General features: G+C 59.8%; 16 protein-coding genes. 5 read left to right on the top strand and 11 right to left on the bottom strand.

Annotated elements, in window-relative coordinates; translation table 11 throughout:
- Nucleotides 1–20: 20 nt before the first annotated feature.
- The 5 genes from O3S81_RS10305 to bcsN form a co-directional block, all read right to left on the bottom strand.
- Nucleotides 21–2,369: a cellulose synthase gene (locus O3S81_RS10305; protein ID WP_269342883.1), complete on the bottom strand. Its 2,349-nt coding sequence runs from the start codon at nucleotides 2,367–2,369 to the stop codon at nucleotides 21–23.
- Entirely contained in the window at nucleotides 2,360–3,415 is a 1,056-nt protein-coding gene (locus tag O3S81_RS10300) for a glycosyl hydrolase family 8 (RefSeq protein WP_269342882.1), read from the bottom strand. The genes O3S81_RS10305 and O3S81_RS10300 overlap by 10 nt, the downstream gene beginning before the upstream one ends.
- Nucleotides 3,412–5,886, bottom strand: a complete 2,475-nt coding sequence (locus O3S81_RS10295; protein ID WP_269342881.1) for a cellulose biosynthesis cyclic di-GMP-binding regulatory protein BcsB — start codon at nucleotides 5,884–5,886, stop codon at nucleotides 3,412–3,414. The genes O3S81_RS10300 and O3S81_RS10295 overlap by 4 nt, the downstream gene beginning before the upstream one ends.
- Nucleotides 5,883–8,072, bottom strand: coding sequence for a UDP-forming cellulose synthase catalytic subunit (gene bcsA, locus O3S81_RS10290; RefSeq protein ID WP_269342880.1), 2,190 nt, complete (start codon nucleotides 8,070–8,072; stop codon nucleotides 5,883–5,885). Before bcsA ends, O3S81_RS10295 begins: the two co-directional genes overlap by 4 nt.
- Before the next feature lie 94 nt (nucleotides 8,073–8,166).
- Nucleotides 8,167–9,069 carry a cellulose biosynthesis protein BcsN gene (bcsN, locus tag O3S81_RS10285; protein ID WP_269342879.1) on the bottom strand — a complete coding sequence of 301 codons (903 nt, stop codon included), beginning with the start codon at nucleotides 9,067–9,069 and terminating at the stop codon, nucleotides 8,167–8,169.
- Between the two features lie 432 nt (nucleotides 9,070–9,501).
- On the opposite strand from bcsN, the gene O3S81_RS10280 reads away from it, so the two are divergent.
- On the top strand, nucleotides 9,502–10,686 hold the full coding sequence (locus O3S81_RS10280; RefSeq protein ID WP_269342876.1) for an AGE family epimerase/isomerase: 1,185 nt from the start codon (nucleotides 9,502–9,504) through the stop codon (nucleotides 10,684–10,686).
- A gap of 54 nt (nucleotides 10,687–10,740) precedes the next feature.
- Here O3S81_RS10280 and O3S81_RS10275 read toward each other — a convergent pair whose 3' ends face one another.
- From O3S81_RS10275 to O3S81_RS10255, 5 genes are read right to left on the bottom strand one after another with little or no spacing between them, the layout of a single operon-like run.
- Nucleotides 10,741–11,703, bottom strand: coding sequence for a glycoside hydrolase family 26 protein (locus tag O3S81_RS10275; protein ID WP_269342875.1), 963 nt, complete (start codon nucleotides 11,701–11,703; stop codon nucleotides 10,741–10,743).
- Between the two features lie 13 nt (nucleotides 11,704–11,716).
- On the bottom strand, nucleotides 11,717–12,220 hold the full coding sequence (locus O3S81_RS10270) for a DUF995 domain-containing protein (RefSeq protein WP_269342873.1): 504 nt from the start codon (nucleotides 12,218–12,220) through the stop codon (nucleotides 11,717–11,719).
- Nucleotides 12,221–12,234: 14 nt separating this feature from the next.
- Nucleotides 12,235–14,172 carry a glycosyltransferase family 2 protein gene (locus O3S81_RS10265; protein ID WP_269342871.1) on the bottom strand — a complete coding sequence of 646 codons (1,938 nt, stop codon included), beginning with the start codon at nucleotides 14,170–14,172 and terminating at the stop codon, nucleotides 12,235–12,237.
- Nucleotides 14,169–15,152, bottom strand: a complete 984-nt coding sequence (gene galE, locus O3S81_RS10260; RefSeq protein WP_269342870.1) for a UDP-glucose 4-epimerase GalE — start codon at nucleotides 15,150–15,152, stop codon at nucleotides 14,169–14,171. The genes O3S81_RS10265 and galE overlap by 4 nt, the downstream gene beginning before the upstream one ends.
- Nucleotide 15,153: 1 nt before the next feature.
- On the bottom strand, nucleotides 15,154–16,176 hold the full coding sequence (locus O3S81_RS10255) for a UDP-glucuronic acid decarboxylase family protein (RefSeq protein ID WP_269342869.1): 1,023 nt from the start codon (nucleotides 16,174–16,176) through the stop codon (nucleotides 15,154–15,156).
- 392 nt (nucleotides 16,177–16,568) lie between these two features.
- Between O3S81_RS10255 and O3S81_RS10250 the strand changes: the two genes are divergently transcribed.
- Nucleotides 16,569–16,919 carry a hypothetical protein gene (locus O3S81_RS10250; RefSeq protein WP_269342868.1) on the top strand — a complete coding sequence of 117 codons (351 nt, stop codon included), beginning with the start codon at nucleotides 16,569–16,571 and terminating at the stop codon, nucleotides 16,917–16,919.
- 59 nt (nucleotides 16,920–16,978) lie between these two features.
- On the opposite strand, the gene O3S81_RS10245 is transcribed toward O3S81_RS10250, so the two are convergent.
- Nucleotides 16,979–17,752: a helix-turn-helix transcriptional regulator gene (locus tag O3S81_RS10245; protein WP_269342867.1), complete on the bottom strand. Its 774-nt coding sequence runs from the start codon at nucleotides 17,750–17,752 to the stop codon at nucleotides 16,979–16,981.
- Between the two features lie 912 nt (nucleotides 17,753–18,664).
- Here O3S81_RS10245 and O3S81_RS10240 point away from each other — a divergent pair.
- The 3 genes from O3S81_RS10240 (at nucleotide 18,665) to O3S81_RS10230 (ending at nucleotide 24,093) form a co-directional block, all read left to right on the top strand.
- The gene (locus O3S81_RS10240; protein ID WP_269342865.1) at nucleotides 18,665–19,624 is read left to right on the top strand and encodes a fibrinogen-binding protein; all 960 of its coding nucleotides are present in this window, start codon (nucleotides 18,665–18,667) and stop codon (nucleotides 19,622–19,624) included.
- A 153-nt stretch (nucleotides 19,625–19,777) separates the two neighbouring features.
- Nucleotides 19,778–21,799 carry a hypothetical protein gene (locus O3S81_RS10235; RefSeq protein WP_269342863.1) on the top strand — a complete coding sequence of 674 codons (2,022 nt, stop codon included), beginning with the start codon at nucleotides 19,778–19,780 and terminating at the stop codon, nucleotides 21,797–21,799.
- 89 nt (nucleotides 21,800–21,888) lie between these two features.
- Entirely contained in the window at nucleotides 21,889–24,093 is a 2,205-nt protein-coding gene (locus tag O3S81_RS10230; protein WP_269342861.1) for a type I secretion system permease/ATPase, read from the top strand.
- The last annotated feature ends 5 nt before the right edge of the window (nucleotides 24,094–24,098 follow it).

The raw sequence follows: 24,098 nt of genomic DNA, 5'->3' as shown, positions 1-24,098 counted from the left end.
CAGCGCTGTGCCGACTGCTCTCATCCGCCCTGCGGGCCGTTGCTCGGCCGGGCGGCGCGCACGGCCGCCAGCCCCCTGATGCCATCCTGATTTCCGATGGCCGTCAGGCTTTCGAAAATCTGCGCCGCTTCGCCATAACGGCGCATGGCAAGGTAGGAGTAACCACGCAGCACCATCAGGTCCGCGCGCTCATCAGCCAACCGCGCCCGCTGGTCAAGCAGCAGAAGCGTTTCCGCATAACGTTTCGACTGGAAGGCGGAAACCGCCCTGTCGGCCAGGATCGAGACCTGCAACTCGGTCGCACGCGGGCGATCCATGCGCGATTTCGTCGCCGAAACGGCAGCGTGGTCCGTCAAGCCCATGCGCAGATAGGCAAGGCTCTGGCCATAGGCCGCATCGCTTTTGACATTGGACTGACCGCCTTCAATGGCGGATTCGAAGGCTTTCAGCGCCTCTGCCGGCCGGTTTGTTTCCATCAGGCACCAGCCGAGATCAAGCGCCTGCTGCGGCGGCAGACGCTGCGGATCAGGATAGGCCGCGCAGGAACGCGGGCGCGAGGCGGCGCTGGTTTCCCTTTGCACCTGCACCGGTCGGCGCGCCTGCTTGCGTGAAGGTTCCGGCTGCTGGACGACAGGCTGGTCATAGACCACCACCGTCTCACCCTGCGGCGCAGAGGTCGTCGCGGGCGCCGTTATCTGTGCGGCAGCGGGCGGTGCGATTGTGGGGGCAATCGTCCGACCGGACTGGTCAACCATACGCGCGGTCCCAACATCCGCGATACGTTGGGAGCGGCTGGCCCATTGCTGCTGGATGCCGCGCAAACCGGCAAGATTGCGAAGATCGTGATAGCTGACGGCCATGCCGTAGGCTGAAGGCTCATCATCGGGTTTCCAGCCAAGGGCCGTGCTGAACCATTGCAAGGCGAGCGGCGTCTGGCGGAATGCAAGCGAATACCAGCCGAATTGCTGCGCGGTCGCCGCATCCTTGCGCGCCACCGTCTGGGCCGCGATGCGCTGCAGCACATCCGGCGGCAAAACGACAGGCGGCTGCAACGCCAGAAGATTGGCCGTCGCGGCAAGATAGGTCGCAAGCGCATCGTCGGAGGCCGTGCGCCATTTATACACGATGTCCTCGGCCTCACGCGGCTCGTTACGGTCGATCAGCGCCAGCGCCAGACCCTGCGAGGCCGACGCGCTGTCTTCTTCCTCGCGCGCCTTGCGGAACCATTTTTCCGCCTCCGTCATGTTCTTCTGGCGGATATTGTACCAGCCGAGCAGCAGGGCGTCGCTTGCAAGCTTGTCGGTTTCGGCAAGCCTCTCAAGCCGCATCAGATAGGCGGAAGGAACGGTGACGCTCTCCTTTTCACCCTCTTTCGCTTTTTCTCCGGCCTTGGCCACGAACTGGCGGGCGAGATCGTTCTTGACCGGTTCGAACTCCGGTTGGCCGTCCGCTCCGGGTTTCTCCCTGGCCAGCAACTCATCCATCACCTCCGCCGGCAAAAGCGCGGAAGCCTTCTGTATCGTCGCGAGCCTGTCGCTGGCGGCCGTGCAATTGTTGAGGATGTAAAGATAGGCGTCACGCGCCCGTCCCATTCGATCGGTATTGGCAAAGGCATCCGCCACCCGCCACAGGACATCGACCTCGCTGCAGGTCAGCAGGCCGGAATTATTGGCGGCCGTATCCACCACCGTCGCATATTGCTTGAGATCGGAAGCATTGACGAGCCGCTGGCGGGCTTCGGCGAGCGAAACCATACCGATGAGATTGTCAGGCGGCTGCCAGCCGGGCTCCGCCTGCTGGCGCTCGGCGATCGCCTTTCTCACCTCAGCATAGCGGCCATCGGTATAAAGCTGCCACATGGCATCGAGTTTGGGGTCGCCATTTTCGGGAATGGCAAGAGGATCGGCGGGCGGCGTCCAGTTGGGATAAAGCGTGCGAAGACGTGCGATTTCGGCCTGGAGGCGCTGGGTATCACCCTTGGCCGCGAAATAACGCAAAGCGCTGAGATCGACTTCCGGCATATCGCCAGCTGCCGGCTGCGTCGCTCGGGAGGCCGGTGCCTGCGCCATCTGTGCTTGCGGCGCTTGCCCGGCGGGCTGCGTCACCGGCAGCGGATCGCTCGCCGGCACGGTTACCGGCGGTGTCGCAGGCTGGGTTAGCTGCGCCATCTCGCGGTCTTTAAGGAAAGCATTGATCTGCGCCGGATTGGCCACGGCAGGCGAAATGCGCTGCACCGCCCGGTTATCGCCGACCGCTGACGTATGCACATCCGACACCCGACCGAGAATGCTGTCGCGCCAGTGGAAGGCTGCGAGCCCGATCAGAAGCAGAATGAGAGCCGAAGTCGACAGTGGCTTGTTCATCGGCATTCCCCGTTATTTCCTGCCAGAAACGACAATGCCAGAAGATGCAATGTGGAAGGATAATAAAGTGTTGGCTGGAAATTTTTAAGTTCGGCGGAAATGGCCGGACCGCCCGCGACGCAGGCCGCCAGCGCCGGAATGATACGATAACCGGGATCGGAGAGCACATCCTTCACCGCGCCGCTTTTCAGGTCGAAGGTGCCGGCAGCACCACTTTCCAGCGTCATGCCGTCTTTCAGCCGGGCGAGCAACTCCGGCGAGCCCATATGTGCCCTTGCAAGATAAAGCGGAATGCGCACCGCATTATAACCGAATTCGGGCGGGAAACCCGAGGCCGGCTGCGGCTTTGTCTTCACCGACACCCAGTCGGCCGGCAGTTTTTTATCGCTGAAGGCGAATGCGCCGATCTGCGCCACGCCGTCATCGGCAAGCGCTTTCCAGAGTGGCGATGGCGCGACAAGATTGAGCACCGGAAATGCTTCAAAAATCAGATAGGAAGGATTGACCACCGGACCATCATCCCGGTCACCCTCGCCAAAACCGCTGGAAGCCGGCAAAAGCAGCGTGCGTCCGCCACGCTGCGCCACGGCCTTCCTGAGGATGGCGGATGCGATGACAGAAGATGCCTCGGCATAATCCTGCCGGTTCCATTGCCCAGCGGCCAGCGCCAGCGCATAGGCAATCAGGATATCGCCATCCGTGGCGTTGTTGATGTCTGTTACGTGCGGTCTGGTGCGCGGATCCCATTTCCAGGCGGAAAGGCCGTCGTCGCGCACCAGCAGTTCGGTGCGCGTGAAACTCCAGATCAGCTCGAAATCGGACAGGTTGTCGGCAAGCACGGCAAGCCACATGCCGTAACCCTGCCCTTCGCTATGGCTGATATTGCCGTTGCCGGTATCGATGATGCGCCCGCCAGGATCGAGGAACGCACCTTTATAGGACGCCCATGCCTCCGGCGTAATGGAAGCGGCGCGACTGACGGAGATACCCGTAATCAGCATCATGACCGACAGGCAGAAAAGACTGGCAAGTTTTGAAATCCCGCTCTTCATCGATGCCGCCCCATCAGGCGCAGCATCACGAAGGTGGCGAAGCCGAGCAGCGATACGAAGCCGATGAATGCCAGCGAATAGGACAGAACATTGGAAGACAGCCAGTTGGCAGCGATCAACCTCGCGTTCGAGAGTGAAAATGCCCGCGTGCCATAAAAATACGGCCGTTCCACCTCCACCGTTTCCACCTTTCCGGCAGCGGCATCGTAGGCCACGACACGCCCGGTAACATCACGCCAGCGGTTTTCCCGCGTCATCGCCGCCATGCCGTCGAGAAGTTCCGCCGAAGTCGGCGCGGTGGCAAGCGTCCAGACCCCACCGCCGGAGGGGCTGAGCCCCTGCGCCAGCATGAAGGAAACGTTGCCGGGCGGCGCATAGGGCTGTTCGGCCGCCGGCAGGAAGCGCAGCGTATCCGAACTCAGGTCGAAATTCCGCTTCATCCATTCCTCGAGAGAGGACACCTGCCCCTCCCAGACGCCACCATCCACCCGTTCCCGCCAGTCATTAAAGAGGGTTTCGCTGCTTTGCGCGGGCTGCTGGACGCCGGTCCCCGCCTTCCAGGATATCTGGCTGGAGGGAACAAGATTGAACTGGCTGATCAAAGCTTGCGGGAACTGAGAAATCGTCCCGACAAACAGGGCGTCGCGGTCGCCGATCACCAGCGGCGAGGCGACGGTCTCGATATTGATGGGATGTCCCGCGACACTCGCCAGCCGGCTGACGAGCGTGGCGGCCGCCGACATGGTGTCGGTGTCGAAACGGTCGAGCGACAATGCAACGGGCGCGCCGCCGCTTCGGTAGGGTTGCCCGGCACCCGCCATAGCGGCGAGATCCGGCTTGCGGCCGATCTGGGCATAGTCCGGAATATGAATTTCCGACGTATCGAACAATGCGAAACGCGGGGTCGTGTTGGCGGGCGCGCCCGGCGCACAGGCCTGATCCTGCGCCGTCATCAGCACCGCCTCGATGGTCACCCTGTTCGGCCCCGGCTTGAAGTGACGCATTGTCACCTTGATCGGCAAATGCCGGAAAATGCCGCCGCCATTGTTGGAAATCGGCACGGTCGAGGCGATCTGGTCATTGACGTAAATATCGACATGGCTGCCAGGCAGGACCTGCGACGAATAGGCGGCATCGAGCAGCAGCGACGCTTCACCATAGGCCGATGCGTAAAAATCGGCGGGCATGCCCACATAAAATTCATTGCGGAAACGCCGGCCGCCGAATTCGGTGCTTTGGAGACCGAGTTCGGAAAGCGCAATGCGGCGATCCGACATGACGAGCGGCACATCCGGCGCATGCCAGCTGCGGGTCGAAAAGGTCGTTCTCTGGGTGCCGGGCGTGCGCGAGATCGAGGAAAACAGCGTCTCTATTGCCGCCTGCACCGCCTGCGGAGTGGGGCCGCTGACGAACAGCGGTGAAAAACCGCCGGGCGCTGCCGCGCCAAAGCCGGCAAAGGCGCCTGCCGATGCCTCGGGCGGCAATGTCCCGGCCATACCGGCAATCTCGCGGGCGGTACCGACGATGACCGAGAGCGTTCCCGCCTTGCGCTCAGTGGAAGGGGCGGTCACGAAACGGATCGTCTGGTTCGGCATCTGGGTTCTCAGTGCCAGCGCCTGCGAAAGGCGCAGAAGAGAATCCGCAAAGGCCGGGTTGCCGAGCGCCGGCGCGACAATTTCGATCGACGTTGCCGCCTTGCCATCCGCACCCGTCGCCTGAATGTCGTCTATATTGGCAAAACTGCCGGCAACATCCGCGTTGAAGCCGATATAGCTGTTCGCGGGATTCACATCGGTCCAGAGATCGTAGGTGGACTGGATCGTGCAATCGGTTCGGTGGCGCTGCTGCACGCCGAGCGTCACGACATTCGCACCGACCTGCAACACGCCCGGCGGAATCTTGAGGGAAACGTTCCCCTCGCTGTCAGGCGCTTCGATGCGGGCCGCCTCCAGCGCGACATTGTTCAGGCTGACCTGAAAATTCGAGTTTTCCGGCGCCACCACAATGGCGTTCTGATAACCGATATTCAGCGAGACGGCGGCATTCACCTGCTCGGGCGTCAGATAGATGCTCCATTGCCGCCGGTCTATCTCACCGGAAAGGCTGAGCTTCTCATAGGGCAGGATATATCGCCGGCGGCTGTCGGCATTGAGCGCCGGGGTCGAGGCGGGTCTTACACCTTCCTGACGCGGAGGAACCTGAACAGGCGGCAATGGCGGAACGGCGGGGCGTTGCGGCGGCGGCTGAACCGCAAAGGGCGGCGGGGCCGACGGTTGGGCCGGTATCTGGGCAGGAGGCTGCTGGCGCGGCGCGACAGGTGGAACGGCGGGTGGCGGCACGGGCGCAGGCGTCGTCTGCGCCGGCCTTTCGGGCGACATGTCGAAGGGTGAGGACTGCGCGAAAGCCCCGGTCGCAACGGCTCCCCACATCAGCACTGTCAGAGAATCCCGGATGGATTTGCGGCCGCTCATTTTACGGCTCCGACGGGTTTGACGCTCTTGGGAGCGGGCCGAAAGCCCCGGATCAGATAATAAAGGCCGCGCTGGGTCTGGAAGAGCGCTATCGCCAGAAAAATCGCCGTACCGCGGATGAGGCCCGGGTTTTTCCGGCGCACGCGCTGGAATTCGCTCCATTGTTCGGAATTGGCGAAGATCAGGTCGGCGATCAGCCGGTGATCGACGGCACGTTGCGGCGAAAAGGTGCAGCCGATCGAGACGAAGCCCTCGCCCTTTACCGTCCGCACCACGTTGACAGGCATGCTTTCCGGCACGCCTTCACTATGCGGCTTGACCTTCACGATGGCCGTCGCACCTTTTTCAATGCCTGTGGCGCCGTCGAAGAGATTGATCAGCAGGCCATGCACCGAGACATTGTCGATGGAAGCCGGCAGCCAGGCATCGCTGCCCTCGAGCTGGACCTCGCAGCGCCGCTTGACGGTGATGCGCCGCGACGCCGACTTGTCGCCGCGCTCGGAAACAACGCCGAGCGCGCAACCCGCGAAGATGAGGTTGAGCAGGTTCCAGCCGCCGACAACGAGCGTTACATCCGCCTTGTAGGGCTCGCTGTAGATGCGCCATGCGGCAAAGGCCATCGCGACGACAAGCAGCGCGAAAATGACGAAGAACGGCCGGCTGATTTCCGAAAGCCGCGCCTCGGCGATGGATTCATCCTTTGCCGTTACCTTGAAGGTCGGCTTGCCCGGATTGAAGATCACCGAAACAACGGCTGGCAGCAGGTGAACCGTCTGCACATATTCGTAAAGTTCCGAAATCCATGGCCAACGGAAGCTGCCGTAGAGATAGTTCTGCATCATCAGGTTCACGAGCATATAGGCCGCCGTATAGGCCAGGAACTCGCCGCCCGAGGCCACGAAAATCTGCAGGTCGAAAAACAGATAGAACAGCGGTGCGAACAGGAAGATGGTGCGCGGGAACGGGAACAACCAGAACAGCGTCGACGACATGTAGCAAAGACGCTGCGTAAACGAGAGACCACGCCGGAACAGGGGCTGACGGAAGATCAGGATCTGCATCATGCCCTGCGCCCAGCGGCTGCGCTGGCCGATGAAGCTCGTAAAGGTGGCGGGTTGCAACCCGGCTATCAGCGGCTTGTCGACATAGATGCTGTTCCAGCCGCGCGAATGCAGCGCCAGCGCCGTTTCGCAATCCTCCGTGATGCTGACACCGCTGAAGCCTTCCGTCTCCTGCAACGCCTCGCGCCGCAGCACGGCGGCGGAACCGCAGAAGAAAGCACCGTTCCATTTGTCGAGGCCGCGCTGAATGATGCCGTAGAACATCTCATTTTCGCTCGGCATGGTCTCGAACGTGCGCAGGTTGCGCTCGATAGGATCGGGATTGACGAAGAAGTGTGGTGTCTGCACCAGAAAGAGCCGGGGATCCTCCTCGAAATAGCCCAGCGTCTCCAGAAGAAAATCACGGGCAGGCGCATGGTCGGCGTCAAACACCGTCACGAGTTCGCCGGTCGAGTGGGCAAGACCGTTATTGAGATTTCCGGCCTTGGCATGGACGTTGCGCTCGCGCGTCAGATACCGCACGTCGAGGTCCTCGCAGAGCTTTTTCAGCTCCTCGTGGCGGCGTTGCGCCGCCTGCGCCTCGACGATATTGCTGGCATTGCGCTTCTGCACGGAGCCGCCATCGTCCAGCAGCCAGACGGTGAACCGATCGGCCGGATAGTCCATATTTTTAGCCGCCGCCAGCGTATTGGCGAGAAGTTCCGCATCTTCATTATAGCTCGGCACGAAGACATCGACCGTTGGCCGATATTCTGGAGAACCGGGCCTTGTCTTGCGCGACGGCAATGGCATCGAGACGATGACGAGGCTGAGGCCCAGCATCACGACGCTGTACATTTCCGCCAGATAAAGCAGAAAGCCGGGAATGAAGTTTTCAAGCTGGTTGACGGGCGGCAATGTGCTGGTGGTGCGCCAGTAGACATAGCGCAGAACGACGGCCGTGCCGAAACCGAGCGCCACCAGTCGCCATGGCCCCTGCCCGTTGAAGCTTTTGATCGTCGCCAGAAGGATAAGCGAGATCGCGGTGGCGACCAGATGCGTCTGCAGGCTGACCGGCATCGTGATGATGGCCAGAACGCAAAGCGATACAAGTAACCAGACAATGATTGTAATGGCCTTGCTCATCCAGAAACTTTCCGTTGTCTTCCCCACCCGGAGTTTCGGCCCGGAATCACCACGAATTGCACGTCTGCGCCGTCTTTCCCGCTGGCTCCGGCGATCATCTGCATCCCTGCACCGCCCCCGGACCGGACAAACATGAGGGCGAAGGAATGGACACCTGCGGGACCTGTGATGGCGGCTGCCCCCTTTCCATCACCCCGCCATCCATGCGCCTTCCCGCCACCGCTGGCCTTGCCGGCTGGACTGGCGCCCCGGCCGAGGCGGGCGACGGAATACTGACTGCAGCAACGGGCGGCAGCGGCTGCGGTTCCGGCTGCGCTGGCGCGACGGCCACGACGCGACGAACGGGCCGGGGCGGCACGCTGGCCGTCACGTCCCCGCCGCCCGGCCGCATCGGCACATCTTCCGCCTTCACGGGATAGACCGGATGACCCGGTCGGCCGAGATTTTTGTCAACCGCCTGCGGCGTGCCGTAGGGGTTCCAGCTTGGCGAAGCATAGGTGCCGGTGATCGTGTAATTATACATCACCGCCAGCAGCCGCTCGACGCTTGCGCCGGACTGGCAAAGGCGTAGCCGCACCTTAATGCGTCCGAGATTGCGGAAATCCTGCCGCATGCTTTCCGGCGAGCGTATGTCCTGCCAGCCATAAAGACAGGTATCGTCGCCGCGCCCCTTGCCGGCGGCATAGGAAAAGGCGCCATAACCGTTCTGAAAGTAGTTTGCCGACATGGCAATGCTTTCGCCCGGAAATTCGGCGCGGATTTCACGGGCGACGGAGGATGCCCTAAAACCGGTGAAAGCCAGGGCGTCACCATCGGTATCGCCGGCCTGCTGCGGACCGAAAAACTCCGCCTTGATATAATTCTGCCCGGGCGTGGCAGCCTCGGAGCGCAAGATGACCTGCTGCGCCACCGCGTTGGAATAGGTGCGGTTGACCACGGTGACGATTTCAGGACCGCCCGGTGGCGGAAAAACCAGCGCTTCGGACGGCGACAACATCTGCGCACCCCCGAACGATCGAACGCCCGCGGGAGTATTGCAGCCCGAAAGAACCGCAATGGAGAACAGCAATGAAGTATAGGCAGAAAATCTCACTGCCTTGCGCCCCTTTATTTCCCCAACGCCGCCCAGGTTAAAAGGAGACCGAATCACTAATGACCAGACCATTGTTACGAAATACGTGAGGACTACGAATAAGCAATCTCAAATTTGCGTTGTAATTTCTGATACTTTGTGGCTTACGAATCATCTGCGCAGCAGTCCAGACTTGCACAATAATGGAACCATTCACGCCGCCATGGGTTGGCCCAGCGTAGGATCGATAATTTTTACGGTTGCAGCGCAATATGTCCCATGATCTATTTGCCTCCATAATTACGTATTTTTATTGGTCTATTTTTTCATTCCGCTTTAAAAACAGAGAGTTACCGCATGACCGTGCAATTTCCGAGCATCGCGCAGACGCTTGCCGAAGAGATCGCGGCCTTACGCAAATGGCTGGACAAGGACGCCCTGCCTTTGTGGTGGGAGGCGGGAGCGGCCCGCCCAGATGGCGGATTTTACGAGCGCCTCGGCCAGGATGCGAAACCGGTCTTTTCCGACGATCGCCGCGCCCGTGTGCAGCCGCGCCAGGCCTATTGTTTCGCCGCCGCCGGCCAGCATGGCTGGCAGGGGCCGTGGAAAGACGCACTCCTGCATGGCTTAAGCTGGTTCGAGAAGGTCTACCGCCTCGATAACGGCCTTTACGGCAACCTTGCCGACCAGACCGGCCGGCTGATCGATCCCTCCTTCGATCTCTACAATCAGGCTTTTGCGCTTTTCGTCTCCGCTCAGGCCGCCACGAGCCTGCCTAAGCGCCGGGACGAGATGCGTGGCCGAGCGCTCGATATTCTTGCGCTCCTTAAACGCGACTATAGACACCCCCTCGCCGGCTTCGAGGAGGAAAACCCGCCGCGCGCACCGCTCTGCTCCAATCCACACATGCATCTTTTCGAGGCGATGCTGGCATGGGAAGAACAGGATCCGGATGGTCCGTGGTCGGCGCTGGCCGACGAGATCGCCGACCTGGCGCTCACCCGCTTCATCGATGGCGGCAATGGTGGCCTGCGCGAATTCTTCAGCCAAGACTGGAAACCCTACGAGGGCGAGAAGGGCCGCATCATGGAGCCGGGCCACCAGTTCGAATGGGCCTGGCTTCTGGTGCGCTGGGGCAGCCTGCGCGGTAATGGCGAGGCGATTGAAAAGGCCAAGAGACTGTTCGAGATCGGCGAAGGGCATGGCATCTGCCCGCGCCGCAAGGTGGCGGTGATGAGCCTCTTTGACGATTTTTCGGTGCATGACGGGCTGGCGCGGCTGTGGCCGCAGACGGAATGGCTGAAGGCGGCGGTGCGGCTGGCGAGCGTCACGAATGGCGAGGAGCGGCAGCGTTACCTCACCTCCGGCCTTAGGGCCATCGGCGCGCTGCAGCCTTTCCTCGACACGCCGGTCAAGGGTCTGTGGTTCGACAAATGGCCGGCTGACAGGCCGATGCTCGACGAGCCGGCACCGGCAAGCACATTCTACCACATCGTCTGCGCCATTTATGAGGCGGAGGCCGTGCTGGCGGCGGGTAACTGACCACGGGCCACCGGACGAGCGGCATGGCTGCCGCTCGCCGGTTTTCGAAGTCAGTCAGGCCTTGGCCGGACGTACGACGCGCCAGTCGGGTTTGCCGAGATTGTGCGGCCAGGCGTGAACATCCTTGTCGTTGAAATAGACGACCTCTTCCAGTCTCGGAAAATCCGCCTGTTTCAACGTCACGTCGTTCATCCACGGACGAACATAGGAATCGCCGCCCTCATAGCCGAGTTCGGCAACCCAGATCGGCTTGTTGAAGGGTTCGACAAGTCCATAGCCCTTGCGCAGCAGATCGGAGAACTTTTGCGGTCCGCCATATTCGATCTTGTCATAATCCTCGAGACCGAAGACCGAGAGACCGACCAGATCGGCGTAGCTGTCGCCGGGATAATAGACCCGCAGGCCATCGAGACCTTTCGGAGACCACATCACCTTGACGCCGGGCACCGCCTTGCGGGTCATGTCCACCATGCGCTTGTAGGCCGTGATGTAGTCCTGAGGATTCCAGCCCGACCATGAGAAACGGCCGGACGTGTCTTCCATTTCCTGCCCCCAGCGCAGGATGAGCGGGCTCTTCATTGCCGACATGCGCGCGGCGATCGCCCGCATGTTTTCGTCGTAATCGCCCCTCAGCACCTTGCGGCGCAACTCGTCGGAGGTGAGCCGCCAGTTGACGTCCCACGACCAGGGTTCCACCGTAATCAGCACGTTGCGCTTGCGCTCCAGGGCATAGGCGTCCGCGAGCGCGAGGCTATCGAGATCCACGTCTTCCCAGGGCAGGAACAGATGTTCCGTTGCCACCCCGGCCTGGGCGGTGAAATCGCCATGCGGATCGTAGGCGCCGAAGCGGATACCCTCCGCATGCAATGTCGGGCGTTTGTCGGCAAGCGTCTTCATGCCCGTCGACGTCATGGGGGCGACGCCCTGCGCGTCGAGCTTGAGCACCGGATACATACCGGCGGTAAAGGCTGCGGCGGCACCACTTGCGAACAGAAGTCTTCTTCTTGTTATCTGCATGACACCTTACTCCTTACCTTGTTGCCGTCATCGCCTTGTCGTAAGCGGCGATCTGCGGCGTTACATCGTCCTTGCGGACGAGCTTGAGGAATTCATCGCCAGCGCGTGGCGGGTTGTGTCGGAACACATACCAGGGCCCGCCCTGCTTGCGCTGGTAGAGCACCTTGCCGATGCGGCCATGGTCGAAGCAGGTATCGGCCTTGCCGTTACCGGCTGCGCTTTTCCAGGTGGCGCGCATGCACAAGGTGCCGTTGGCATCCACAGTCCAACGGCCTTCACCGATGGATTTCTGGCCCTTTTCTTCCGTTGCGGCGACGAATTTACGGCCGTCGGCAATGAAGCGTCCGCCGCCCGTATCCCATTTCCAGGTCTTGTCGAAGTACATGTCCACGACTTCGCTGGTTCTGAGCGGTTTCGGCGTCTTCGTGCCGCCTGCAGCATGGACGGCGCTTGGCGCAACCACTGCAAGACAGAGTACGAAAGCGGAGAATCCGCATTTGCTTATTGTTGTTTTCATCACAGCCTCCTCCTTCATTGTCCGACCCTATTGTCGGCCAGCATGATTTCTCCAGTTGCCACCGCCGGCGGCGGAACAACGATGGGTTCCGCCTGCATTTCCTGTTGCCCGGGCAGTCCCGGCAGGGCGATGCGCAGTTTCAGCCGTACCGATCTTGCGCCTTCCACGCCCGCACCGGCGACCGTGAAGCGTGTTTCGGTAAAACTGACATAGGGTTGCCCGTGCGACAGGGCTTCCAGCCCGCCAATCGCATGGGAGTTGAGCTGCGCCGCACCTGCACCCACCAGCAGCAGGGAACAGGCGGCGGCGGTTGCTCCACCACGCAATGCCGGCAACCTTGGCACGCCGTTTTCCATCGCATGGCGGATGAGCAGAAACACCGAAAGGCCCGCATAGATCGCCACATTGATGGCGGCGAAGACGAAGAACCCTTCCGCGCCGTTTTCCCGCGGCGCCAGAACCATGGCGAGAAGGCTGAGCGCCGCCAAAGCCATGTAAGGTGCAACGACCCGCAGCGGCAGCGGCGGTTTTGCCTGCGTGCCCTTGGGCGTAATGCGGAAATCGACGAAATCGCCACGGATCGTGTCGCGTATCGCCGCCAGCACGCCCATCAGCGACCAGGGCCAGCGCAGGAACAGAAACACCATGGCTTCCCAGCCAAAGAGCTTGGCATCATGCGGGCGGAACGCGCCCGTGGCCCGCCAGAAGAATGCGAACACGATCATGATCAGCGAAATCGGCATGAAATGCGCCAGAAACACCGGATAGGATGCATTGACGAGGACATGACCGCTTATGAGCGCGATGGCGGGAAGCACGAACATCAGTGCCATGAAGCCGGAAAACAGCGGATACCAGAGCTGCGAAAACAGGAACTGGAACTTCAGCAGCGGCGGCAGCTTCGGCACGTAATGCCGTGAATATTGCAGCAGAATGGTCATCAGGCTGCGCGACCACTGAAACTCCTGCACGATGAGATCGGCAAAGGTCACCGGCCCGTCGCCATGCGCAATGGCATTGGCCGCATGGACACCGCGCCAGCCGCCGGCATTCATCAACAGCGTGGTGGAATGATCCTCGGCAAGCTCCGGCCCAAGACCGCCCACTTCCCGCAGGGCTTTCGTGCGCACGGCGTAATGCGAGCCGATGCAGAGCGGCGCCCAGCCATTATTATAGCCCAGCTGCAGCGCGCCATGCAGGCTTGCCTCGGCATAAAGCCTGCCGCGCGCGGCCCAGCTTTCACCGGCATTGGCATCGCAGATGCTCGGGGCCGAGACATAGCCCACCTTCGGATCGGTAAAGGGACGCATGATCTCGCGCAGATAATCCGGTTCCGGCACATGATCGGCATCGAACTGGGCGACGAAATCATAACGCTCGTAACCGTAATGATCGTAGAAATAGGCGAGATTGCCTTCCTTGCAGCGTGTGCGCCGCGGCCAGGTCTTGCGGTGATATTCCGCGACGCCCTGCCGGGTGGAAACAAAAACGCCGTGCGCGCCGCACCATTTCAGCGTTTGCTCATCCGGAGCCTCATCCGCCAGCCAGACATCGAATTCCAGACCGTCCTGCTCCAGCATGGCCAGCAGCGTCTTGCGCACCACGGCAAAGGGTTCCGATGGCGCCTTGGTGACGACCATCGCCACCCGGCCCTTCGGCAGAGGCGACTGCGGATCGACCACCTTCGCGTTCAGGAAGATGAAGATGAAATAGGACGGCAGAAGCGTGATCCACGCCAAGGTTATCGTGACGACGGTGTAATAAGGCCAGTCGATGACGCGATCGCGATCGAGCCACCAGATCCAGAAATAGGCGAGCGTCACCAGCCAGCCGCCGATGCCGAGACGATAGGCCATGCGGTTCCAGCCGGTGAAAACCGGTTGCATACGCAGATCGTCGGTGATTGCAACCGCGCGGGCCGATGGAACGGAATGGGTGGAACGGGCTTTCATGACCGCACCTCCAGTCCGAAGCCGGGACCGGCCGTGCGGATGATCGTGTCGATATCCGAACGCTTCGGAATAAAGCCGAGCGTCTCTTCCGCCCGCCTTATATCGGCAAAAAGGGCGGGCGGATCGCCGGCGCGCCTTGCACCGAAATGCACCGGCACCTCCTGCCCCGTTACCCGGTGGATCGCCCGGAGGATATCGCCGACCGACGTGCCGTGGCCGGAACCGAGATTGACGCGCAGCGTCTCCCCGCCTTCGGCAAGATAGTTGACGGCGGCCACATGGGCATCGGCGAGATCGCTGACATGGATATAGTCGCGAATGCAGGTGCCGTCGCTGGTGTCGTAATCCGCTCCGAAGACATCGAGTTGCGGCAGCCGTGCGGCGGCGGCCATCAGCGCGCGCGGGATCAGATGGGTTTCAGGCTCGTGCCGCTCGCAAAGTTCGCCGTCCGGATCGGCGCCGGCGGCATTGAAATAACGCAGCGCCACGAAACGCAGGCCATAGGCAGCGGCATAATCATCAAGCGCCATTTCGAAGATGAGCTTGGTGCGCCCGTAAGGATTGACCGGCATCTGCGCCGTTTCCTCGCGGATCGGTAATTGCGGCGGCACGCCGTAGGTGGCGCAGCTGGAGGAAAATACCAGCCCGCCGATATTCTGGTCGAGACAGGCATCCAGCAACGCCAGGCTGCCGCCGACATTGTTGCGGTAATATTTGCGCGGATCCTCAACGGATTCGCCGACATAGGCGTTGGCGGCGCAATGGATGACGAAGGCCGGCGAAAATTCCTTCAGCGTGGCCCCCAGGAGGCCACGATCGAGAATGTCGCCCTCGATAAAGGGCCCCCAGCGGACGGAATCCGCATGACCGGTCGAGAGATTGTCGTAAGCAATGGGCTTGAAACCGGATTGCGCCAGCGCCTTGCAGATGTGGCTGCCTATGAATCCGGCCCCGCCCGTGACGAGGATTGTGCGGGGCATCTCATACGGCCTCCACCACATTCCTGCCGGCCAGCAGCGCATCGAAATAGACGATGGTTTTTTCCAAGCCGATTTCGAGTGGTACGCGCGGCTGCCATCTCAGCAGCTCCTTTGCCCGTGAAATATCGGGGCGACGCTGCTGCGGATCGTCGATAGCCGCCGGCAGGTGCACGATGCGCGACCGGGAACCCGTCATGCGGATGACGATATCGGCGAGCTGCCGCACCGGAATTTCTGTCGGGTTGCCGAGATTGATCGGTCCGGTGCAATCTTTCGGCTTGGCCGAAAACCGCAGGAAGCCGTCGATCAGGTCGTCGACATAGCAGAAGGAGCGGGTCTGGCTGCCATCGCCATAAATGGTGATGTCGGTGCCTTTCAGCGCCTGGACGATGAAGTTCGAAACCACGCGCCCGTCATCGGGACGCATACGCGGCCCATAGGTGTTGAAAATGCGTCCCACCTTGATATCGACGTCGTGGCAGCGGTGATAATCGAAGAACAGCGTTTCGGCGCTGCGTTTGCCCTCATCGTAACAAGCTCGCGGCCCGATTGTATTTACATTGCCCAGATAGGTTTCCGGCTGCGGATTGACGTTCGGATCGCCATAGACTTCCGATGTCGAGGATTGCACTACCGTCGCCCCGCATCTGCGGGCCACTTCCAGCACGTTGACCGCACCCAACACATTGGTCAGCAACGTACCGACGGGATCGCGCTGATAATCGGGCGGCGAAGCCGGCGAGGCGAAGTTGAAGATCAGCGAGACATCGATGTCATAGGGCTTGCGCACGTCGTGCTCGACCAGCAGAAACCGTTTATTGTCCCGCAAATGCGCCACATTCGCCGTACGTCCGGTCGAAAGGTCGTCGAGACAGATAACCTCGTGACCGCTGCTCAGCAGGCGCTCGCAAAGATGCGAGCCCAGAAAACCGGCACCGCCGTTGACGAGAACGCGTTGACCAGGTCTCCATTCGGAGTAGATGGTGACGCCGTTGTCGTGCTCGTTGGGAACGAAATTACGCATTACACACTCCTCCCCATGAGGAATCAGCATGGCTGATTCAACTAAACTAGATCAAACTTCCGATTGTGCGATATCTTGAATATCATCCTCCGGTTTTTACTTCTTCTGGAGGTTTGATATTTCAGTTCGATAAATTTCAACTTTCATGATAGGCGTAGCAGAAGGCAGGTCAACTTCATTTTATCAAAATATTACAATTGATTACCCAAAATTACTCAAAATAGCCTCTTGATTTAATACTTTTTAACTATGCCACCATTATGCCTTTCTTATTGAGCATTAGCGCAAGCTTCGCTCAACCAGTCGGGACTATCCTGGTTTTGTAAGGCTCGGTCCACCGGGACAAAACCGCCCGGCGAGATGCGACAGACAGTCGATTTCAGGGGACACACATGACGAATGAAATGCCTTATTCCCGCGGCGGCAAAACAGCCCGCCATTGTCGTCTCGCGCTCGTTGCCGGCGCGCTTTTGACTTTCACTTTCGCGACGGCTTCATGCTCCGTGGTCGAAGACGCCGTTCTCATCAAGACCGCGTCGGCAAACACGACGACGATCAAGAACCGGGTTGCTCCGGCGAAGACGTCCTACGGTTATCAAAAAACGGGCAACGCGGCCGTTACGCTTGTTGCCGATGCCTCGGGTACGCCCGCTGTATCGCGGCAGTCCTATTCCGGCTCTTCTCCCTATATCTGCTCACCGAGCGGATTCGGGCAGAAATCCCGCTGCTTCCTGAGGCCCTGAGCCTCCAGCAGAAACACCGGAGGGAACTGGCGTCCGGACGGCTCTTGCCGCCCTGACGCTCAGTTCTTCCAGCCGCCGGAGAAGGTCGCGTCTTCATCCTTGTGGAAGAAGCGCGAAGCCGCCTCCGTGCGGTTGCGCACGTTCATTTTCTTATAGATGTTGCGAACGTGAACCTTGACGGTGTTCTCGGACAGATGCAGCCGATCAGCGATGATCTTGTTTTGCGTTCCCTTGCACAGCAGGTCGAGGATTTGCACCTCGCGTGTCGTCAGCGTCGCTGCCTCACCCCGGCCTGCGGCCAGGGCATCGGCACGGTTGGCGATCACGGCATTGTTTTGAACGCTCTTGCCGTTGACCGACGGTGAATAAGGCGTGAGCTTGCCGAGAAGAGCGGCTGGAAAATGTTCTCCGCCCTTCATAAGCAGATCCACGGCCGCCATGAAGACATCGAGCCTGAGGTTGAGCGGCAGCACGCCATCGATGACGCGCATGCCCACCAGCCGCTTCAGCGGCTCCTCGAATTTATCGATGGTTTCGACGACGAGCGCGATCGGCGCATCGGGATGTTTTTCCCGAACCTCCGAAAGAACGGTGTGAAGTCGCTCGCCCGACATCCGGTAAGGCAACACCAGGCGGACATTATTACCGTAATCATCGTCGATCTCGGCCGACGACGTTATGTTGACCACCGCGAATGTTGGGAACTTTTTGCCCAGCGCCTCCATGAGGCACTCGGAAAACAGGTCCGGATCCGCAATGACCAATAAAGTTCCATTTATAGGAGCAACGGTGTTTTTTTGTTTTGCTGTATAATCTGACGTTCCCATGAACATTGACGCCTCCCTAAAGCGCTTACGCATTACTTTCTTTTGGTTGTGCAGTCTTTCGTCCGCCGGGTATCTTTCCCCTCAATACGTGGGGGAAATTCCCCGTCTCAGGCCATGTCAATTATCATTAATCACCCGTTAATTCAGGAAAGCTAATACGAAAAGCTGTGTAAATAAATGGCCCAAACGGGTTATTTTTTACAATTGACATACAAAATAGGTTACGACGGGATAGAATCATTCATCCGGTAAGCGCTGCAAAAACAAAGACATCGGAAAAGGTTTCGCTATGGTTTTGCAATCCGGGAAAATATAACTTTTAGTTGATATCTCTTTACATAGCTCGCCGGCGAACCAGGCTTGAAGCTGTTCCTTTTCGGGATAAAGACCCTTTCCGACCGAAATAAACCATGTTTTTCAAAAAACAGCTTTTTCCAGCCCAAGCGAGCTTCATTTACGGCCAAACGGGATGAAAAAGACCGCGGAACGGCCCCCGCGGCACATATATTTGGACGAAAACGCCGATATGTTTAGCCCGAATTGATATCTAGGAAGCGCAATTTTTCTGCGGCACAGTCTGACCGTCGCTGAACGGCGGCCGATGGAAAGATATCTCCGGCCTTGACGTGTGTTTGAAAAACGCCGGTCCCTTTTCAAGAAAACATGCAAGCGAAAAGACGAAGCCACCGCGCTCCCCCGTTGGAGCGAGGAACGGATTTGTGCGCCTTTTTTACCGAGTAGCGCACAAGGGCTGAACGAAAAGAGCCCGATCACGGGCCAATACCGAACCGCAGATGATGCGTACCGAGTGCATCTGCAAACATCAATCTTCATGCTATCCGGGGCAAGCGCGAAAAAATCCCGTTTGAGATGAGAGGGATTTCGAAAGCTGCTCCGAGCTTTTTCGGAGGAAATGAAATGGGTTATGATCCAAAGTCATCCGGCGACGAGATCACCAAGATCGGCGCGCTTTCCGATGGTTTCGCCAACACGTCGACCAATGACGCCAAGGTGGAAGACAGCAACGTCGGCACCGCGAATGGCGAAAACCGCAACAACGACAACAGCGACAACAGCACCAATGTGGATGTTGACGCCAAGATCGATGTTGAGGCCAATAACGGCGACAATCGCGACAACGACTATGACTGGAGCTATGACAGCAAGTCCTATAGCGACAACGACACGACCACCAAGACCAGCACCGAAACCAACACCGATATCAAGGTCGATTACGACTGGAGCTATGAAAGCAAGTCGTACAGCGACAACGACACCAATGTGAAAACAATCACGGATACGGACACAAAGACGTCCAACTATTCCGACAACGACACCTCCACCAAGACCACGACGACCTCCGACAGCTTCAACTCCGCGGACAGTTTCTACAAGTCAGATGACGACTTCGGCAACATCACGGGCGTCAAGGATGTCGGCAATCTCGGCATCGCCGGCGGAGATCTCACCTTCAATCTGGGTGACGACTTCTCCTTCACTCTCGATGTCGACAATATCCTCAACGGCTCGCTGAATGGCGACGGCAACGACACCGGCTTCAGCATGGTGCAGGCCAACCACCTGGCGGATCAGGATGAGGCCTATGACATCAAGATGCAGAACGGTGGCGCTGAAAACCACCTGAGCGCCAATGCAGGCGACGCCTTTGGCGCCGAAGGCATCGACGGCAAGGGTTGGGACCTCAAGGCCGGCGACGATGCAGCAGGCACCAGCACTGCGGACGCATCGGCAATCCTGGCAAATTCCGGCTTCCATCTGGAACTGGTGCAGGGCGCCAACATGCTCTCCAACGCAGTTGATGTCACGATCACAGGCGGTAACTCGCATGTGTCTGATGTCGGTGAGGATCACTCCTGATACCCACCTCTTGACGAAAAGAGCTGCACCGGCACCCGCCGGTGCAGTTCGCGGTTGAAGGACCGGGTCTGCGTAAAAACGAAGCGCCGCCTCTGAGACGTGCGCCGTCCGCAGCCTCCAGGCTCTGCCGCGATGATCAGGGAGGGACCTCCGATGCATATCGACAAGATTTCGGACATGATCGCGCATTTCATCGGCCTGTTCGACACGGTGATCGAAGAAGCGCGTCTGAGAACCAATTATACCGAAGGCCCGGCGCAATCCGATCCGGACCGTCTGCCGGACGATGAAGCGGCAAAGCTGCTCGACAAGAACTACGACGTTCCGCTCGAGGACTACGACCCCGGTGTCAAATACCACGCCGGCTATTATGATTTTGACTATATCCGGCCGCATTTCGCCCGCGCTGTCGAATACGACATGCAGCAGCTTGCAAATGCCATCCCGGTCGATATTTCCGCAGCCCATTTCCGTTTTCCCGGCCGTCTTTCCTTCGAGGAGGAATATGAACTGGTGGTTCACCCCGGTCCCGGTTCGGTCATCGCCCATGTCGCGCAGGTCAACATTCTCCAGGACGACGACTATCTGAACATGACGGACGGCCCCTATGCGGGCCGCGATACGAGCTTCGTCACCGAACGCACCGTCGAGTTCTACAATGAAGCGGCCGTCTTCACGCCCTTTGCCGTTTTCCAGCGCACCGACAGTTACGACGCCCTGCAGGCGCTCGCCAAGTCCGCGCATGACTATATCGACCATGCCCGCGAAAACGACGTGACGTCGCTCGGCACCGGTGCGGATCAGGATTTCGTTCTGGCCGGCAACGACATTGACGGGCTCTACATCAACGGCTCGATAGCCAGCGAAAAACCGATACTCGACGACTACATGCCTGATCGCGGTATCGCCAAGCCGGCGGAAGAGCCGGAAAAGAGCGATGTTTCGCTGCACGAGGACAGCCCGGCCGGCAATAGCCTCGATGTGGCCGCAGGCGCCAATGTCGTCGCCAACATCGCCACGCTGGTCAATACCGGTGTCATGACCTCGGTTACCGCCGTCATGGGCGATTATCACCAGATCGACGCGATCACCCAGGCCTATATCTATAGCGACCGGGACGAGATCGACTCCGTTTTCACACAGTCCGAGGACCAGGCGGTAACGGCAGCCTTCAATATCGCCAGCTTCGAGCGCAGCGTCTATCCGGGCGCAGAAAACACGGAGAACAGCAGCCAGGAAAACGGTGAGCCGCCGATATTCCCCACCGGCTGGCGCGTCAGCGTGCTGGAAGGCGACGTTTCTTTCGTGCACTGGATCGAGCAATACCAGTTCGTCAGCGACAACGACACGATGACGATCACCACCTCGGGAGCGACCGTCAGCCTGCTGACGGGCGGCAATGCCGCGCTCAACATTGCGAATTTCCTCGGCATCGGCATGCAATACGATCTGATCATCATCGGCGGCAATGTGCTGGACATGAACATCATCAGCCAGATCGCCGTGCTTTACGACAATGACTGGGTGCGTGCCAATCCCGATGCGCCGGAAGGCGCCACCATCCAGTCCGGCAACAACCTGTTGTGGAACGATGCCGCCATTCACAATGTCGGCGGCAACGACCGTTTCGAAACCATGCCGGACTACATGACGCAGACGGTGAACGCGATCAATGAGCGCGATCCCAACATGCCGGATGCGCTTGCCCATGACGTCAATTTCGCCGGCTATGAGGGGCTGAACGTCCTCTATATCACCGGCAATCTTTACGATGTCAGCATCATCAAGCAGGTGAGCGTGCTGGGCGATTCCGACGACGTGACACAGGCCGCCGCCAAGGTTCTGGAAAACAACGAGGACGCCACCGTCCATATCGACACCGGCAGCAACGCCGTCGTCAACTTGGCGCAGATCGTCGATTACGACAGCTTCGGCTCCACCACCTATGTCGCCGGCGGCGTTTATTCCGACGCCATCCTGATCCAGGGCGGCATTATCGAAAACGACACGTCGCAACCGGCGCAGCAAGGCCAATTGGCGAATGAGGTCATCGCCTTTCTTCACGACGATCCCGCCACCATCGAGAACGAATCCGATGGCGTCATCAATGCCGGTCACGACCTGTCATGGTCGAACGCCCATTCATCCGACGTCATGCAGGCGGTCACCGCATAGGTTTTGGCGAGCGGGGAAAACTACAAGAACGCGCCCCGCCGCAACCAAAACGGCAAACACCGCAAGATCACCGAGGGGACCGATATAAAATGGATCATATTTCAAGAAAAACCATTGCCGATGGACGCTCACTGGATTTGCCGCTGGATCAGGACGCGGAAGACAGCAAGCTGACGGATGCCTGTATTTCAGCCATCAATGAAGCCGTCGAAAACCTGCGCCAATTATCCGGCGCCGAACAGACGGCAAAAGCAGAAACACCCTCCCCCATGCCCGCACCGATCATGCCTGCACCGCCGCAGCCCACGCTGCAGGCTTCCCCCGAGGCCACCCCGCAATTGCGCAGCGCACCGCAGGAAAGGCCGGCCCCGCCGGAACCGAAAGCCAAGATCGACAATGCGGAGCTGAAAGCCACACCCGATCTGCCCTTCACCAAGACCATCGACAATAATGACGGGCCGATCCGTGAAAATGAACGCCGGCCCGTGACGGGCGGCGGCGGCAACGGCAGGGAACCGTCAGACAATGGCGGCGGTGGCGGCGGCGGTGGTGGGAACCAGAGCGGCTTCCACAAGCGCAGCGAACCGATCAACTTCGCCGCCAGCCTCGCCAAGGGCATCGCGGCCGTGCGGCGCAACATGGTGGTGGTGATGCTGTTCACCGTCGCCATCAACATCCTGCTGCTCGCCATACCGCTTTATCTGTTCCAGATATCGGACCGGGTGCTGACCAGCCGCTCGATGGATACGCTGGTGATGCTGACGGTCGCGGTTCTTGGCGCGGTCCTGCTGCAGGCCTTCATGGACGCCATCCGCCGCTTCATCCTGATGCGCACCGCGGTCGAACTTGAGGTGCAGCTCGGCGCACCGATCCTTTCCGCCGCCGCCCGCGCCTCCCTGCATGGCAGCGGCAAGGACTACCAGACCTTGCAGGATTTGCAGCAATTGCGCTCCTTCCTCACCTCCGGCACGCTCATTGCCTTTCTCGATGCGCCGCTGATGCCGCTTTTCATCGTGGTGGTTTATCTTGTCCATCCGCATCTCGGCATCATCATCATGGTCTGCTGTGTCGTGCTGTTCACCATTGCCTGGCTGAACCAGCGCTTCACCGCACGGCAGTTCTCCGAAGCTTCCGGTTATCTCAGCCGCGCCAATTTCCATCTCGATTCCATGTCGCGCAATTCGCAGATCATCAATGCGCTCGCCATGATCCCGGAAGCGGTGAAGATGTGGGGCCGCGAAACCGCAGGGTCGCTGAAATCGCATGTCGCGGCGCAGGATCGCAACATCATGTTTTCCGGCGTCTCCAAGGCGGCGCGCATGATAACCCAGGTGGCCTTGCTCGGCTGGGGCGCGCATCTGTCGCTTTCCGGCGAGTTGACCGGCGGCATGGTCATCGCCGCCTCCATCATTTCCGGCCGCGCGCTCGCCCCCATCGAAGGTGCGATCGAAGGCTGGCACCAGTTCAACAAATCCGCCGCCGCCTATGGCCGCATCAAGCAGCTTCTCATCAATTCGCCGCTCAACTTCCCCCGCCTGCGCCTGCCCAATCCGGAAGGGCGCCTCGATGTGGAGCGTATCCTCTTCGTGCCGCCGCCGCAGAAGAAGGTGATCTTGAACGGCATCTCCTTTTCGCTGAAAAAGGGGGAATCGCTCGCCATCATCGGTAATTCCGGTTCCGGCAAGACGACGCTCGGCAAGATGCTGGTCGGTTCCATCCTGCCCACCTCAGGCAATGTCCGTCTCGACCTCATGGATCTGCGCAACTGGGACCAGCGGCAGTTCGGTGAAAGCATCGGTTACCTGCCGCAGGACGTGCAGCTTTTCCCCGGCACCATCAAGGCCAATATCTGCCGCATGCGCGACGATGTCGAAGACCGGCAGATTTACGAGGCTGCAGTGCTGGCCGACGTGCATGAGTTGATCGCCGGTTTTCCGCAGGGGTATGAAACCGTGGTCGCCGCCGACGGCGCGCCGCTTTCCGGCGGCCAGAAACAGCGTATCGCGCTAGCCCGCGCCTTTTTCGGCGATCCCAAATTCGTGGTGCTGGACGAGCCAAATTCCAATCTGGATACACACGGCGAACAGGCGCTGGCCAAGGCGCTGTTGCACGCCAAGAAACAGGGCATCACCACCGTCACCATCACCCAGCGGCCCGCCCTTTTGCAATGCGTCGACAAGATCATGGTGCTGAAGGACGGATCCGTCGCCATGTTCGGCGAAAGGCTGGAGGTGCTGAAAGCGCTTTCCGGTAATGGCCGCCCGGCCAACCAGTCGCCACAGATCGAGGGTTGAGGTTC

It is taken from the genome of Agrobacterium sp. SOY23 (genome assembly GCF_027212525.1).
Lineage (GTDB): Bacteria > Pseudomonadota > Alphaproteobacteria > Rhizobiales > Rhizobiaceae > Agrobacterium > Agrobacterium tumefaciens_I.
The sequence above is the reverse complement of the archived record's forward strand: the minus strand, read 5'-3'. Positions and strand labels throughout refer to the sequence as shown.